Genomic DNA, 14037 nt, shown 5'->3' on the forward strand with positions numbered 1-14037 from the left:
CTATAATGTCGCACATTCTACCCTATATTGAAGGAAGTGTTACGATGTGGTTCAAAAATTTAATGACTTATAGGCTGACTAAACCGCTAGATTGGGATCTTGCACAGCTACAAACTCAATTGGAAGATTGTCAATTCCATCCTTGCGGTGCTCAAGATCAAAGTAAATTTGGCTGGTCAGCCCCATTACGAGGCGCTGATTTACTCTATTTTTCTGTTGGAAAACAAATTCTATTAATCGCCAAAAAAGAAGAAAAAATCTTGCCGGCAAATGTGGTCAAACGTGAATTAGATGACCGCATTGAAACCCTTGAAAAAAAAGAAAATCGCAAACTTAAAAAGGTAGAAAAACAGACATTAAAAGATGATGTTGTTATGAATTTATTGCCTCGTGCATTTAGTAAAAATCAGCATACGGCACTGTGGATTGATACGGAAAATAATTTTGTTCATGTTGATGCCGCATCGAGTAAACGCGCGGAAGATGCGCTCGCATTACTGCGCAAATCCTTAGGTTCGTTTCCTGTCGTGCCTTTAACCTTTGCTAATGAACCCAGCACGATTTTAACCAATTGGATCATTCAAGATAGCTTACCGCATTGGTTACTTGCATTAGAAGAAGCCGAGCTTCGTGGCAGTCAGGAAGACAGCGTTATCCGTTGTAAAAAACAACCCTTAGAAAATGAAGAAATTCTCGCCCTTCTGCAAGATGGCAAAAAAGTAGTAAGCAAATTAGCCTTAGAATGGGAGGATACCTTAACTTTCGTTTTTAACGAGGATTGCACCCTCAAACGTTTAAAATTTGCAGATAGTGTACGTGAAAAAAATGATGATATTCTGAAAGAAGATTTTGCACAGCGTTTCGATGCAGATTTTGTACTGATGACAGGTATTTTAGCCAAACTCACCGAAAATTTATTAGATGAATTTGGTGGCGAAAAAACTAGACTATAAAATCATATTACAAATTTACCGCACTTTTTATTGAATAATGTTTGCCTAGACAGAGGTTAAATCAAGCATAGACAAAAGCCTTTCCAAAAATATGAGGAAAGGCTCTCTAATTATTGAATTATTGCTCAGTATTTGAGTTGCTCGGCTTATGTCGTTTGCCGATATTTTTCGTATCCTTATGACGTAATTTTACTTTTTTCTTCGCCTCTGTTTTTTTCTTTTCTTCACGTTTTTCTTTAATACGTGCCTTTTGTTTTTTGCTGACAGATTTCACTTCACCATCTTTTGGTGGCTTAGTGCGAGGTTCTAAACCTTCTAAAATGCGCGCCTTTAAAATTTTCTCAGTATAGCGTTTGATTTTACCCAGTAACTTATAATCATGAGCTTCTACAAAAGAGACTGCCGTGCCCTTTTTACCTGCTCGCGCTGTACGTCCAATTCGATGTAAATAAGTATCCGCACTATATGGCAAATCAAAATTCATTACATGGCTTACATCATCAATATCAATACCGCGCGCCGCCACATCGGTTGCAACCAATACCGTCACAATACCTGATTTCAATTTATCAATCGCATTGTTACGTTGAGTTTGTGCCATTTCGCCTTCTAAATACGCGGAACGAATGCCTCGTTTACGCAATGTTTCTGAAAGTGCACGCACATCTTCACGACGACGAACAAACACAATGCCACGCGTCACTTCTTCAGTTTCAATAAAACGCGCAAGCAATTTGATTTTGTGTTCATTACTGTCTGCGTGATAATACCATTGATTGATTTTTTTTCTTTCGCGGCGACTTGGTTCTGCATCTACTTTCACAGGATCATTCAACAAACGCTCCGCGAAATCGACCAACAACTCCCCTTCCAAGGTTGCAGAAAATAACAAGGTTTGTTTTCTCCAACGGGTTTCAGCCGCAATTTTTTCCGCATCTTGTCCAAATCCCATTTGTAACATTCTATCGGCTTCGTCAAAAATCAGCATTTCAACGGAACGGCAATCAAAATTTTCTTCCTTAATGTATTGCAATAAACGACCGGGCGTAGCCACCACTAAATCTTGATTGGTATTGAATACATCGCCGTGATTTTGATACGCCACACCACCTGTAATTGTCGCAATATTTAAATGGGTGAACTGCGCTAATTCTTCCGCTTGTTCAGCTACTTGCATTGCCAGTTCACGGGTTGGTGTCAATACCAAAATACGCGGTGGACCTGGTTTACGGCATGGATAATCCAATAAATGTTGTAGCGCAGGTAATAAAAAAGCAGCAGTTTTCCCTGTTCCCGTTGGAGCAGAGCCTAATACATCACACTCTTCCATTGCGGCAGGAATGGATTCCATCTGAATAGCTGTTGGGCGGGAATAACCTTTTTTCTCAAGCGCCTTTAAAAGCTCAGGAGAAAGATCGAATTGTTCAAATTGGGGTAAATTCATTATTGTGCGGTTCTTTGTTAAAATTGGCGCGAATTATACCCGAAAAGCACCTAAAAGTGCGGTCAATTTACGAAAAATTTATGAGCGAGTTTACCTTTAAACAATTCCATATTAATCAAGATTCTTGTGCCATGAAAGTCGGCACTGATGGCATTTTGTTAGGTGCTTGGGCAGATATAAAGCATTGTAAAAATATTTTAGATATGGGGAGCGGCACAGGATTATTGTCTTTAATGTTGGCACAACGAACAAAAGAAAGCTGCCAAATTCAAGCGGTTGAGTTGGATCCCATTGCAGCAAAACAAGCGCAAGAAAACATCAATGATTCTGTGTGGAAAAATCGCATTCAACTTATTCAAACGGATATACAACATTTTTTACAAACCACTGAACAAACCTTTGATTTAATTGTAGCCAATCCACCTTATTTTGAACAAGGTATTGCTTGTAAGAATGAGGAACGAGAATTGGCTCGTTATACCAAGCAAAGCCACTTAAATTGGTTAGAATGGGCTGACACGCGCTTATCGGAAAATGGGAGAATAAGTTTTGTTTTGCCTTATGATGCAGGAAAAATGCTTATAAAATCCACCGCACTTTTTTGCATAAAACAGACGAATGTCATTACTAAAGTGGGAAAACTCCCCAAAGAATGCTACTCACGTTTTCTAAACAACCCCAAGTTTCAATACAAGATCAATTGGTAATTTATGATGAGGATAACCAATACACTGAAGAGTTTATTGAATTGACTAAAGACTTTTATTTGAAATTTTAAAGGGGAAATCATTTTCCCCTTTAAATCATACACTATCTAAAATACCACTTCGCCAACAACACCCCAGCATTCACTGCAATGTTTAAGCCTGATTTAATTGGACTTGCAAGCGTTAAACGCACTTGTGTGTCTTCTGAAGTCGCTAAACTTTCCGTAGAACTTTCACTTAGCACAAAAACCACTTTATTTTTTAACCGCACTTTATCCAACGGCTCGCCTTGTTTATTGTGCGACACATATACGATTTGATAGCCTGATTTGCGCAATTGCATTAAAGCGGAATCAATATAATCCGTTTCTAACACACGAATATATTCCGCGCCACCTTCTGCTACGCGCATTGAGGCTGCCGAATACAGATTTTCCACATTATCGGCGACAATATTTTTCACGCCAAAATAAGCACAAGTACGCAATACCCCACCAATATTTTGCGCATTATTCACGTTATCTAATAGCACTAAACAATCCTCTTCACGAGGAATATCCAAATACCCTTGCAACGTGAAAGCACGCGGTTTCTTCACCAATAAGCAAATGCCACCATGATGTTCTGTTCCACTCACTCGAGCTAATTCTTCGCTATCTACAACATGATAAGCCTTCTTGTTTTCGGCTAAATAACTCAATACCTCACCAATTTTGTGTGACATTTGCACGCTTGCCCACAATCGAACAATACTTTCAGGGCGTTCTGCAAATAAAGCTAAACAGGCATTTTCACCGTAAACCTTCATTTCTTCCGCACGGTTTTTCTTAATTTTTTCAGGTGCTCGAGGAGAAAGCGCACCCGTTTTCTTTTCTTTTGTTTTATAAACCGTACCCGTACTTTTTATCGTCACTTGAACTTTAGGTTGTTCTACATTTTTATTTGATGGCACACGAGATAAAGAAAGTTGCGTAATTTTAGTTTCTTTCACTTCTTGTTTATCACGAGAAAAACGAGATTTTTCGTTTCTATTTCCATTAAATTTATCATTAGAGTGCGGTCGATTTTGAGTTGGTTTTTCTCTGTATTTTTCACCTACTGAGCGTTCTTGAAAGGATCTGCCAGCGGATTGAAAAGACGGTTTGTGTTTGTCGTTCATAGGGTTTTCCTGAATAAAAATGGCTATTTTTTAGCCGAAAAATGCTAAAATTTGTGAGCATTATAACGAAAAAAAGCCTTTTTTCTATTAATAAGCGCGTGAAATATTGTAAACTAACGCACTAGTCTTTAATCACGAGATGGATTATGTTAATCAATAAAACCAAACGAGCTGAACAAAATTTAAATAATTTGCCATTCCTTGCCTTGCAAGCTGAGCAAATTGAATTTTTGGGTAGCCCAGCTGAATTTAAAACTCAAATTATTGAATTAATCAGAAACGCAAAAAAACGTATTTATGTCACCGCCCTTTATTGGCAAAAAGATGAAGCGGGGCAGGAAATCCTCGATGAAATTTATCGTGTGAAGCAAGAAAATCCACATTTGGATGTAAAAATTCTCATAGATTGGCATCGCGCACAACGCAATTTATTAGGGGCGGAAAAATCGGCCACTAATGCAGATTGGTATTGCGAGCAACGCCAAACTTATCAGTTGCCTGATGATCCGAATATGTTCTTTGGCGTGCCAATTAATACACGCGAAGTTTTTGGTGTATTGCACGTTAAAGGCTTTGTATTTGATGATACGGTGCTTTATAGCGGTGCAAGCATTAATAATGTTTATCTTCATCAATTTGAAAAATATCGTTACGACCGCTATCAAAAAATCACTCATGCCGAATTAGCTGATTCGATGGTGAATTTCATCAATGATTACTTGTTAGATTTCAGTGCAGTTTATCCACTTGATGTCACCAACCGCCCTCGCACCAAAGAGATCCGAGGAAATATTCGCGCTTATCGTAAAGATCTTGCTCAAAATGGTGAATATTCATTAAAAAGTGCGGTGAAATTACCGAATGTTTTAAGTGTATCGCCGCTCTTTGGCTTAGGGGCATCAGGCAATGAATTAAATCAAGTGATTGAAGATTTATTCTTGCAAGTACAAGAAAAATTGGTGATTTGTACGCCATACTTTAATTTCCCACGCACATTGCAACATAAAATAGCAACGTTATTGGAAAACGGTAAACGAGTAGAAATTATTGTTGGCGATAAAGTCGCAAACGATTTTTACATTCCACCAGAACAACCATTCAAAATGGCGGGAGCGTTACCTTATCTTTATGAAAGTAATCTTCGCCGTTTCTGTGAAAAATTTGAGACTCAAATTGAAAATGGTCAGCTTGTGGTGCGTTTATGGCGTGATGGCGATAATACCTACCACTTAAAAGGTGTGTGGGTAGATGACCGTTATATTTTACTTACGGGAAATAATCTTAACCCTCGAGCATGGCGTTTGGATGCAGAAAATGGCTTATTAATTTACGATCCACAACAACAGCTTTTAGCTCAAGTGGAAAAAGAGCAAAACCAAATTCGCCAACATACAAAAGTATTAAAACATTACACTGAATTAGGAGAATTGAATCAATACCCAGAACCAGTGCAAAAACTTTTGAAAAAATTTGCACGAATTAAAGCGGATAAATTGGTGAAAATGATTCTGTAGTGCTAGATAATATTTAGATCTGATAACAAAGCCTTGTAAAAATGATCTATCCCAAAAAATCAGACTGTTTAATCAAGAGTTTGGACTTTGATTAAACAGTCTGATTTTTGGGAGGACAGCTTCATTATTACCACTCTTTTGGTTTTTTAATTTTGCTTAAGTATGTTTAGTTAGCTATGTTTAACCAATTTCGTCCAGTTATAATAACCGTACAACGAGTTAAGTAAGTAGGCTGAATACATTAAGTACATCGCTGGTGTTTCTGCCCATAAGAAAATAGAAAGGATATTTAAAGCAATCCATAACAACCACTGTTCACGATAACGCAAAATCATTAAAATCTGTGCAGCAACCGTAATAATGGTAGTTAGACCATCTAAACCTGTTGAACTTCCACCAGCCGCTTGTAATGCTTGAACAAAAAGCAAAGTACCAAGCGTAGTCACAACAATTAATGTCATCCATCCTTTAACAGTTAAAGCTTTGGCAATCACACTTTCTCCACCATCACTCTTTTGCATATTGGCTTTCCACATGAAGTAACCAATAAATTGAGATGGCAAATATACATAGAGTACGGTATTCATTTCGCCTAAGAAATTTGATCCCCAAGCGGCATAAAAATAAGTGTAAGCAAAAATTAATCCAAAGAAATAATTACTAATTTTACCTTTACTTACCAATACCACACACAAAATACCGGAAATACCAGAAATCATTGCTAACCAAGAATCTGGCGCTTGTACATAAGCCCAAATTTGCGCGATGATGAAAAGCGCAAGCCAAACGACCTCAAAAGGTTTCCAACCAGAAACAAATTCTTGTTTTAAACGTTCTGCCAAAGTCATGATTTACTCCTGTTGACTTAAATTTGAATGCGAGCATTCTTGCATTGTTTGTTGATAATGTAAAGATTCAGAGACATTTAATTCTCAACTTGTGAAATTCATCACGTTTCAATTAAATCCTAAATAATCCATTGTTCAGAAAACTCTCTAAAAATTCACCGCACTTTAAATGCAATAATCTGGATCAAGTGCTATTTTGGCTTGTAATAAGAACTGTTTAGTCCGCTCGTGTTGTGGGCAAGAAAAGAATTTATTTGCTGTATTTTGTTCTACAATATGCCCATCTGCCATCAAAATTACACGATCCGCAACATCTTTCGCAAACTGCATTTCATGAGTAACAATAATCATTGTCCAGCCTTCTTGAGCGAGCATTTTTAGTGTTTGTAACACCTCGCCAACCAATTCTGGATCTAACGCCGATGTAGGTTCATCTAATAAAATAATATCAGGTTTAACCGCAAGGGCTCGGGCAATCCCGACTCGCTGTTGCTGGCCACCAGAAAGTTGGGATGGAAATAAATCCGCTTTATTTTTTAGTCCTACCTTCTCTAACAAGCTAAGAGCCTTTTCTCTAGCCTGACTCTTATCTTGTTTTTGCACAACAACCATTCCTTCCATGATATTTTCAAGGGCGGAGCGATGAGGAAATAAATTATATTGTTGAAATACCATTGATGAACGTCGGCGCAACTTCAATTCATCTGCTTTACTAATTTTCTGGCTAAAATTAATTTTTAGACTACCATCAGTAAATTCCAAAATGCCTTGCTCTGGTCTCTCAAGCAAGTTTAAGCAACGTAAAAAGGTAGTTTTTCCAGAACCAGAAGGTCCTAAAATTGCGACCACTTCACCTTTATTAATTTCAAAATCAATGCCTTTTAACACATGATTGCCATTAAAGTTTTTATGAATATTACTTACTTTTAACATAGACAATCCTTACAAGTGACGAGAAAGGCGTTTTTCTAAACGCATTTGACCAATAGATAACACAAGGCAGAAAACCCAATAAATCAATGCAGCCTCACTATAAATCAAAATAAACTCATAATTCTCAGCTGTAATATTTTGTGCGACACGAAACAGTTCTGCAATCCATACTAAGGAAGCCAAAGAAGTATCTTTCACCGTACTAATAAAAGTGTTAGAAAGCGATGGGACGGAAATGCGTAATGCCTGTGGCATAATCGTTCGAATAAATGCCTGTTGATAATTCATTCCTATAGCATAAGAAGCCTCCCACTGCCATTTTGGGATTGCAATAATTGATGCACGCACTGTTTCTGCAGCATAAGCACCAATATTGATTGAGAAGGCAATAATTGCAGTTGGGAAAGGCTCGAGTTTAATGCCGACTTCAGGCAATCCATAGAAAATAATAAAAATCTGCACAAGCATTGGCGTACCACGAATAATAGAAATATAAGCGCGACAAATACTTTGCAAAAGTTTAGTCATAAAATTTGGATGAGGGAGCGTACAAATTACGGCAACAATTACCGCAATAAATAAGCCACAAAAAAAGGAAATAACGGCTAAGGGAATCGTATATAAAATTGCGCCTTCCAACATAGGCCAAAACGAGCTGATTATATAATCAGCTCGTTCTGCACTCATAAATGGAAGACTCGCTAACAAATTATTGAGTAATGTCATCACCAAACCATTTAATTGAAAGTTGTTTTAATGTACCGTCTTGGCGTAATTCTTCTAGTGCTTTATTCACTTTTGCAATGAGTTCTTCTTCACCTTTCAAAAATGCGAAACCTGTTGGGATTTTCTTATCGCTCTCAACGGCAATTTTTAAACCTGCATTTGGTTGTTTTTTGAAATAATCAAGCACAGCTAATTTATCATTCACTGTTGCATCAACACGTTCTTGTTTGACAGCTTCAAGATTTTGCGCAAGGCTATCCACTGTCACAATAATCGCGCCATTATCACGAGCATCTTTGCTCCAGTTACTCGTTGCTGATTGAGCTGATTTTTTCCCTTTTAAATCAGAGAAAGTCTTAATGCTGTTATTATTTTCTTTCGTCACAATAACACCAGCAGAATAATTATAAGGCGCAGAATAATCATATTTTTTTAAGCGCTCTGGACTTGGATTCGTTTGGTTTGCAATAACATCAAATCGTTTTGCATTCAAACCTGCATACATTCCATCCCAAGCGGTTTCTTTAAATTCAATTTTCAAACCTAATTTTTCTGCCACTTTCTCAATGATTTCTACATCAAAACCTGTCAATTTGCTGTCTTTACCATGGAAAGTAAATGGCGCATAAGTACCCTCAGTTCCCACTAATAAAGTTTTAGTTTTTTCAACGCGGTCAGCAATTTCACCAGCGTGAGAAAATGTTGAGAAAGCAATACCAGCACCTAAAAGTACGGTTGTAAAAAATAATTTTTTCATTTTTTCTTCCTTGTGTTGTGTTTGTCTAAGCGTGATTATAAAAACCAAACTTATGAAAAAACAAGATTATTTATTTATAGTTTATAAATTTTAGTTATAAAAAAGCGATATGACTGATTACTATCAAAATAAAAAAGTAATCTACCGCACTTTCTTATAGAAAAACAGGTTTCTAAACAATGTGTTCAATCTACTCTTATAAAATTTCAGTAAAAAAATGCCTTTCTAAAGAAAGGCATTAATAGAAATTTAAGATTATAAATAAACTTGTAATGTCTAATAGAAAAGTAGCGTACCTAATTACGCTTCATCACTTCCAGAAAAACGCTCAATTTTCGCACCTAGACCTCGTAATTTATCTTCGATATGCTCATAACCACGATCGATATGATAAATACGATCTACAATAGTCTCACCTGTTGCGATACAACCTGCAAGAACTAAACTGATTGATGCGCGTAAATCTGTCGCCATCACTTCTGCGCCAGATAACTGTTCAACACCATGACATACCGCAGTATTCCCTTCAATTTCAGCTTTACCACCCATGCGAACTAATTCAGGAATATGCATAAAACGATTTTCAAAAATCGTTTCAGTGATAATGCTTGTACCCTCTGCTACCATATTTAATAAGGTGAATTGAGCCTGCATATCAGTAGGGAACCCTGGATGTGGTGCCGTACGAATATTCACTGCTTTAGGGCGCTTTCCAAGCATATCTAAAGTGATGCTATTCTCTGTAACATCAACTTGAGCGCCAGCTTCGCGAAGTTTATCGATCACTGCATCTAAAGTATCAGCCTTAGTATTTTGACAAACAACACGACCGCCCGAAATTGCTGCGGCAATTAAGAATGTACCCGTTTCAATACGATCTGGCACGACACTATGTTCACAACCAGTTAAACATTCAACACCTTCAATCGTGATGTGATCAGAACCTGCACCAGATATTTTCGCGCCCATTTTATTAAGGAAGTTTGCGGTATCTACAATTTCAGGCTCACGAGCCGCGTTTTCAATCACTGTGGTTCCTTTCGCAAGCGTTGCTGCCATCATAATAGATAAAGTTGCACCTACACTTACTTTTTCCATTACAATGCTTGTTCCCACAAGGCGATCTAATACTTGTGCTTTTACATATCCTTCTTCGAGAACGATGTCCGCGCCTAATTTTTCTAAACCGCTAATATGGAGATCAACTGGACGAGCACCGATAGAGCAACCGCCAGGTAACGATACTTGGCCTTGATGAAAACGAGCAACTAAAGGCGCCAATGCCCAAATCGAAGCACGCATGGTTTTGACCAATTCATAAGGAGCCGTGAAATGATCGATATTCGATGCATCTAATAAAACTGCGCCAGTTTTATCACGATCCACAACCACGCCTAATTTACGTAAAATTTTCAACGTAGTTTCAATATCTTTAAGCGCAGGAACGTTCGTGAGTTTAACTGGTTCTGTTGCCAAAATAGCGGCAAAAAGAATTGGAAGTGCGGCATTTTTTGCACCTGAAATATTCACGGTTCCACTTAAACGAGATTGCCCATAAACACGAAATTTTTCCATTTTTGAATCCTTAATTAAGTTGGTTTAATGCACGATCACGTTTCCACTTTTCAGTGGTATAAGTTTTAATTGTTAACGCGTGAATTTCGCCAGTAGTAAAATAAGTCATTAACGGAGCATAAATTGTTTGTTGTTGTTTTACGCGAGAAAGTGCGGCAATTTCATCACTCACTACAATCACGCCAAAATGCGCATTTTCACCTTGAGCATAAACCTCTTCTACGTTTAGCACATCTTTTAAAATTCGTTCAATTTCTTGAAGTTCCATCAGATTTCCATTTAATTAAGATCTGTAAAATTTGCGATCCAATCAGATAAACCAACAAGATCCGCAAGGGTTAATAATTGTTTTGGTGGATAAACTAATCGCACTGTTTTGTTAAGCTTTTGGCACTCTCGTAAAAAATCACAAAGAGCTGCAAAACCAGCTGAATCAATATGTTGAATACCAGACAAATCCCATTCAACAACCGTTTTATTAAGCACATTAGCTGATAAAAAAACATCACGTTGCTGCCACATAGGCAACAACGTGTTGCGAGATAGCTCCCCAGACAAAAGGAGCGCTATCTTATCATCATTTTTTTTTAAATCCCAATTTAACATGGCAACAAGATTATTTGCTTAATGTTACAGGTTGGGCTGCTGATTTTTGTACTTGTGCAGTTAATGCATCAATGCCATGTTGACGTAAGATACCACTCCATTCTTGTTGTTTTGTCACAACCATACTCACACCTTCAGCAACCATGTCATAAGCTTGCCATTCACCAGTTTTACTATTTTTACGCCATTTAAAATCTAATTTAATTGGCGCAGCTCCGTTAACTTGAATGATATTCACACGAATATTTACTAAGTTTTTATCGCCTAATGCTTTTTCTGGCTCGATTTGAATTTGTTGATTTGAATATGCCGTTAATATTTGTGCATAAGCTTGTTCAATAAAATCACCAAAAGCTTTAAAGAATTTTTCGCGTTGTTCAGGTGTAGTAGATTTGAAATGAGAACCTAGCACCAAAGAACCTGCATAATTGACTTGAACATAAGGCAGTAAATCATTACGAACGATAGTACGTAAATAATTTGGATTCTTTTTAATCTGGTTTTGATTTGTCTGAATATCAGAAAACAATTTATCTGACGCTTGTTGCATTAATATATAAGGACTTGTTTCAGCCATAGCAGTACCAGCAGCAAAAAGTGCGGTAAATACTAAAGTTAAAATTGCAAACCATTTTTTCACTTGGAAAAATTTCATCATAAATCTCCTAAATAAATGTTAGTTGTTATTGTACTGTAGGCTCAGTCTTTTCACTGTTACCATCAGATTTTTTATCGCCGTAAAGGAATTGGCCGATTAAATCCTCCAACACCATAGCAGATTTTGTATCTTGGATTTGGCTACCCTCTTTAAGCATTGCCGATTCACCATCATCAAATCCCATTGTTAATGCAATATATTGCTCACCTAATAAACCAGATGTCTTAATTGATAAAGAACTGTTTTCTGGGATTTCATTATATTCTTGGTTAATAGCAATACTGACTTTTGGTAAATAGCTTTTTTCATCAAGCGTAATACCGCTCACACGCCCAATAACCACTCCACCAACTTTCAATGGTGCACGTACTTTAAGTCCACCAATATTATCAAAAGTTGCCGTCACAGTATAAGATTTCGTCTCACCAAAACCTTGTACGTTGGCTACGCGCAAACCTAAAAAAACCAAAGCGCCAATACCAAGTAATAAAAATAACCCAACCCAAAATTCATATTTAATTGTTTGTCTCATAAAAAATCCTTAACCTGCTCCAAACATAATAGCAGTCAAAATAAAATCTAATCCAAGAACAACAAGAGATGCATGCACAACTGTTCGTGTTGTAGCTTGGCTAATACCTTCTGATGTTGGCATACAATCATAACCATTGAACAGCGCAATCCAAGTTACAGCAACCGCAAAGAAAACCGCTTTAATAAATCCATTTAAAAGATCATAGCTCCAACTCACGGAATTTTGCATCACAGACCAAAAGCTGCCTGAATCAACACCTTTCCAATCCACACCGACTAAGGAACCGCCCCAAATACCAATTGCGATAAACAAGATTGACAAAATTGGCATGGAAATAACGCCGGCCCAAAAACGAGGTGCAATCACTCGACGTAAAGGATCAACAGCCATCATTTCAAGACTAGAAAGTTGTTCAGTGACTTTCATTAAACCTATTTCAGCCGTCAATGCAGAACCTGCTCGACCAGCAAATAAAAGTGCGGTAACAACAGGCCCTAATTCTCGCAAAAGAGAAAGCGCCACAAGCTGACCTAAACTTGTTTCAGCAGAAAAATCGACTAACACGACATAACCTTGTAGTCCTAATACCATCCCAATAAATAAACCGGACAACAAAATAATGAGTAACGATTGGACACCTAAAACATGCATTTGCTTCACAAGCAAAGGAAAATGCTTACGAATTTGTGGCTTGCCGATCAATGCGCCAAATAACATAAAACCTGCTCGCCCTAATGCACGGAAAAAGTCGATCACCTGTTTTCCTAAAGCAGAAATAAAATTGACGATCATTCAAACAATTCCTTCACATAATCTTGCGCTGGGTACTTAAAGCGCACAGGACCATCAGATTCACCTTTTAAGAATTGCACCACTCGCGGATCTTGGCTTTGTACAAGCTGCTCAGATGTTCCTTCTGCGATGATTTTTTGGTCTGCAATAATATAGGCATAATCTGCAATACTCAATACTTCCTCCACATCGTGTGACACCACGATAGAAGTCAAATTTAACGCTTCATTTAATCGTTTAATCAGGCTCAAAATTACGCCCATACTAATTGGATCTTGCCCAGTAAATGGCTCATCAAACATAATTAAATCAGGGTCAAGCGCAATAGCGCGTGCTAATGCAGCTCGACGAGCCATACCACCAGAAAGTTCTGAAGGCATCAATGCGGCAGCGCCTCGCAACCCAACCGCTTCCAATTTCATCAATACGATTTGACGAATTAAACTTTCAGGCAAATGTGTATGTTCACGAATTGGAAAGGCGACATTATCAAAAGTAGAAATATCCGTAAAAAGCGCACCGGATTGAAATAACATCCCCATCCGCTTGCGTACTTCGTACAGTTCACTATTAGATAGGCGACAAATATCTTGCCCATCAAACAAAATTTCACCTTGTTCTGGTATTAGCTGCCCACCGATCAATTTAAGTAAGGTGGTTTTACCAGTCCCCGACGGTCCCATGATCGCAGTGATTTTTCCCTTTTTTACTTGCAAATTCAGGTTATCGTAAATCACGCGATCACCGCGTTTAAAGGTGAGATTCTTAACTTCAATTAGATTTTGATTCATTAAAATCTCGTTTATAAATAAAAAGTGCGGTCGTTTTGA

The 14037-nt window shown here is 37.7% G+C and carries 15 protein-coding genes and 1 pseudogene; 3 read left to right on the forward strand and 13 right to left on the reverse strand.

Annotated elements, in window-relative coordinates; all coding sequences use genetic code 11:
* Window positions 1-44 precede the first annotated feature (44 nt).
* On the forward strand, window positions 45-953 hold the full coding sequence (gene rdgC, locus AC6H0A_RS10380) for a recombination-associated protein RdgC (protein WP_005641058.1): 909 nt from the start codon (window positions 45-47) through the stop codon (window positions 951-953).
* A gap of 118 nt (window positions 954-1071) precedes the next feature.
* On the opposite strand, the gene srmB is transcribed toward rdgC, so the two are convergent.
* Window positions 1072-2397 carry an ATP-dependent RNA helicase SrmB gene (gene srmB / locus AC6H0A_RS10385; RefSeq protein ID WP_497512642.1) on the reverse strand — a complete coding sequence of 442 codons (1326 nt, stop codon included), beginning with the start codon at window positions 2395-2397 and terminating at the stop codon, window positions 1072-1074.
* An 80-nt stretch (window positions 2398-2477) separates the two neighbouring features.
* Here srmB and AC6H0A_RS10390 point away from each other — a divergent pair.
* Window positions 2478-3175 (forward strand): annotated as a pseudogene (locus tag AC6H0A_RS10390) (tRNA1(Val) (adenine(37)-N6)-methyltransferase).
* A gap of 32 nt (window positions 3176-3207) precedes the next feature.
* Here the strand turns inward: AC6H0A_RS10390 and AC6H0A_RS10395 are convergent.
* Window positions 3208-4263, reverse strand: a complete 1056-nt coding sequence (locus tag AC6H0A_RS10395; RefSeq protein ID WP_005641067.1) for a tRNA/rRNA methyltransferase — start codon at window positions 4261-4263, stop codon at window positions 3208-3210.
* 146 nt (window positions 4264-4409) lie between these two features.
* Between AC6H0A_RS10395 and pssA the strand changes: the two genes are divergently transcribed.
* Window positions 4410-5777: a CDP-diacylglycerol--serine O-phosphatidyltransferase gene (gene pssA, locus AC6H0A_RS10400; protein ID WP_005641073.1), complete on the forward strand. Its 1368-nt coding sequence runs from the start codon at window positions 4410-4412 to the stop codon at window positions 5775-5777.
* 170 nt (window positions 5778-5947) lie between these two features.
* On the opposite strand, the gene pnuC is transcribed toward pssA, so the two are convergent.
* The 11 genes from pnuC to mlaF all read right to left on the reverse strand — a co-directional run bounded on the left by pnuC (window position 5948) and on the right by mlaF (window position 13998).
* A complete protein-coding gene (gene pnuC / locus AC6H0A_RS10405; protein ID WP_005641075.1) occupies window positions 5948-6625 on the reverse strand; it encodes a nicotinamide riboside transporter PnuC in 678 nt (225 codons plus the stop codon).
* A gap of 165 nt (window positions 6626-6790) precedes the next feature.
* Window positions 6791-7558, reverse strand: a complete 768-nt coding sequence (locus AC6H0A_RS10410) for an amino acid ABC transporter ATP-binding protein (protein WP_005641083.1) — start codon at window positions 7556-7558, stop codon at window positions 6791-6793.
* Window positions 7559-7567: 9 nt separating this feature from the next.
* Entirely contained in the window at window positions 7568-8284 is a 717-nt protein-coding gene (locus tag AC6H0A_RS10415) for an amino acid ABC transporter permease (RefSeq protein WP_005641087.1), read from the reverse strand.
* Window positions 8268-9041 (reverse strand): amino acid ABC transporter substrate-binding protein, encoded by a 774-nt coding sequence (locus tag AC6H0A_RS10420; protein ID WP_005641090.1) that lies wholly within the window; start codon window positions 9039-9041, stop codon window positions 8268-8270. Before AC6H0A_RS10420 ends, AC6H0A_RS10415 begins: the two co-directional genes overlap by 17 nt.
* A gap of 300 nt (window positions 9042-9341) precedes the next feature.
* Window positions 9342-10616, reverse strand: coding sequence for a UDP-N-acetylglucosamine 1-carboxyvinyltransferase (murA, locus tag AC6H0A_RS10425; RefSeq protein ID WP_179230774.1), 1275 nt, complete (start codon window positions 10614-10616; stop codon window positions 9342-9344).
* A 10-nt stretch (window positions 10617-10626) separates the two neighbouring features.
* Complete coding sequence (locus AC6H0A_RS10430) at window positions 10627-10884, reverse strand: BolA family protein (protein ID WP_005641094.1); 258 nt, start codon at window positions 10882-10884, stop codon at window positions 10627-10629.
* A gap of 11 nt (window positions 10885-10895) precedes the next feature.
* Window positions 10896-11222 carry an STAS domain-containing protein gene (locus AC6H0A_RS10435; protein ID WP_070047020.1) on the reverse strand — a complete coding sequence of 109 codons (327 nt, stop codon included), beginning with the start codon at window positions 11220-11222 and terminating at the stop codon, window positions 10896-10898.
* Window positions 11223-11232: 10 nt separating this feature from the next.
* Window positions 11233-11880 (reverse strand): phospholipid-binding protein MlaC, encoded by a 648-nt coding sequence (mlaC, locus tag AC6H0A_RS10440; RefSeq protein WP_005641100.1) that lies wholly within the window; start codon window positions 11878-11880, stop codon window positions 11233-11235.
* Window positions 11881-11905: 25 nt separating this feature from the next.
* Window positions 11906-12412: an outer membrane lipid asymmetry maintenance protein MlaD gene (gene mlaD / locus AC6H0A_RS10445; RefSeq protein WP_005636837.1), complete on the reverse strand. Its 507-nt coding sequence runs from the start codon at window positions 12410-12412 to the stop codon at window positions 11906-11908.
* Between the two features lie 9 nt (window positions 12413-12421).
* Window positions 12422-13207, reverse strand: a complete 786-nt coding sequence (gene mlaE, locus AC6H0A_RS10450; protein ID WP_005641102.1) for a lipid asymmetry maintenance ABC transporter permease subunit MlaE — start codon at window positions 13205-13207, stop codon at window positions 12422-12424.
* The gene (gene mlaF / locus AC6H0A_RS10455) at window positions 13204-13998 is read right to left on the reverse strand and encodes a phospholipid ABC transporter ATP-binding protein MlaF (protein WP_005641104.1); all 795 of its coding nucleotides are present in this window, start codon (window positions 13996-13998) and stop codon (window positions 13204-13206) included. The genes mlaE and mlaF overlap by 4 nt, the downstream gene beginning before the upstream one ends.
* Window positions 13999-14037: the final 39 nt, after the last annotated feature.

Source organism: Haemophilus sp. THUN1692, from assembly GCF_059704395.1.

What these genes read in the sequence shown, in the direction of transcription:
- pnuC (WP_005641075.1), bottom strand. Translation starts at nt 6,625, where the DNA reads ATGACTTTGGCAGAACGTTTAAAACAAGAATTTGTTTCTGGTTGGAAA.
- rdgC (WP_005641058.1), top strand. Translation starts at nt 45, where the DNA reads ATGTGGTTCAAAAATTTAATGACTTATAGGCTGACTAAACCGCTAGAT.
- AC6H0A_RS10415 (WP_005641087.1), bottom strand. Translation starts at nt 8,284, where the DNA reads ATGACATTACTCAATAATTTGTTAGCGAGTCTTCCATTTATGAGTGCA.
- AC6H0A_RS10430 (WP_005641094.1), bottom strand. Translation starts at nt 10,884, where the DNA reads ATGGAACTTCAAGAAATTGAACGAATTTTAAAAGATGTGCTAAACGTA.
- AC6H0A_RS10420 (WP_005641090.1), bottom strand. Translation starts at nt 9,041, where the DNA reads ATGAAAAAATTATTTTTTACAACCGTACTTTTAGGTGCTGGTATTGCT.
- srmB (WP_497512642.1), bottom strand. Translation starts at nt 2,397, where the DNA reads ATGAATTTACCCCAATTTGAACAATTCGATCTTTCTCCTGAGCTTTTA.
- mlaF (WP_005641104.1), bottom strand. Translation starts at nt 13,998, where the DNA reads ATGAATCAAAATCTAATTGAAGTTAAGAATCTCACCTTTAAACGCGGT.
- mlaE (WP_005641102.1), bottom strand. Translation starts at nt 13,207, where the DNA reads ATGATCGTCAATTTTATTTCTGCTTTAGGAAAACAGGTGATCGACTTT.
- AC6H0A_RS10395 (WP_005641067.1), bottom strand. Translation starts at nt 4,263, where the DNA reads ATGAACGACAAACACAAACCGTCTTTTCAATCCGCTGGCAGATCCTTT.
- AC6H0A_RS10435 (WP_070047020.1), bottom strand. Translation starts at nt 11,222, where the DNA reads ATGTTAAATTGGGATTTAAAAAAAAATGATGATAAGATAGCGCTCCTT.
- mlaD (WP_005636837.1), bottom strand. Translation starts at nt 12,412, where the DNA reads ATGAGACAAACAATTAAATATGAATTTTGGGTTGGGTTATTTTTATTA.
- murA (WP_179230774.1), bottom strand. Translation starts at nt 10,616, where the DNA reads ATGGAAAAATTTCGTGTTTATGGGCAATCTCGTTTAAGTGGAACCGTG.
- mlaC (WP_005641100.1), bottom strand. Translation starts at nt 11,880, where the DNA reads ATGATGAAATTTTTCCAAGTGAAAAAATGGTTTGCAATTTTAACTTTA.
- AC6H0A_RS10410 (WP_005641083.1), bottom strand. Translation starts at nt 7,558, where the DNA reads ATGTTAAAAGTAAGTAATATTCATAAAAACTTTAATGGCAATCATGTG.
- pssA (WP_005641073.1), top strand. Translation starts at nt 4,410, where the DNA reads ATGTTAATCAATAAAACCAAACGAGCTGAACAAAATTTAAATAATTTG.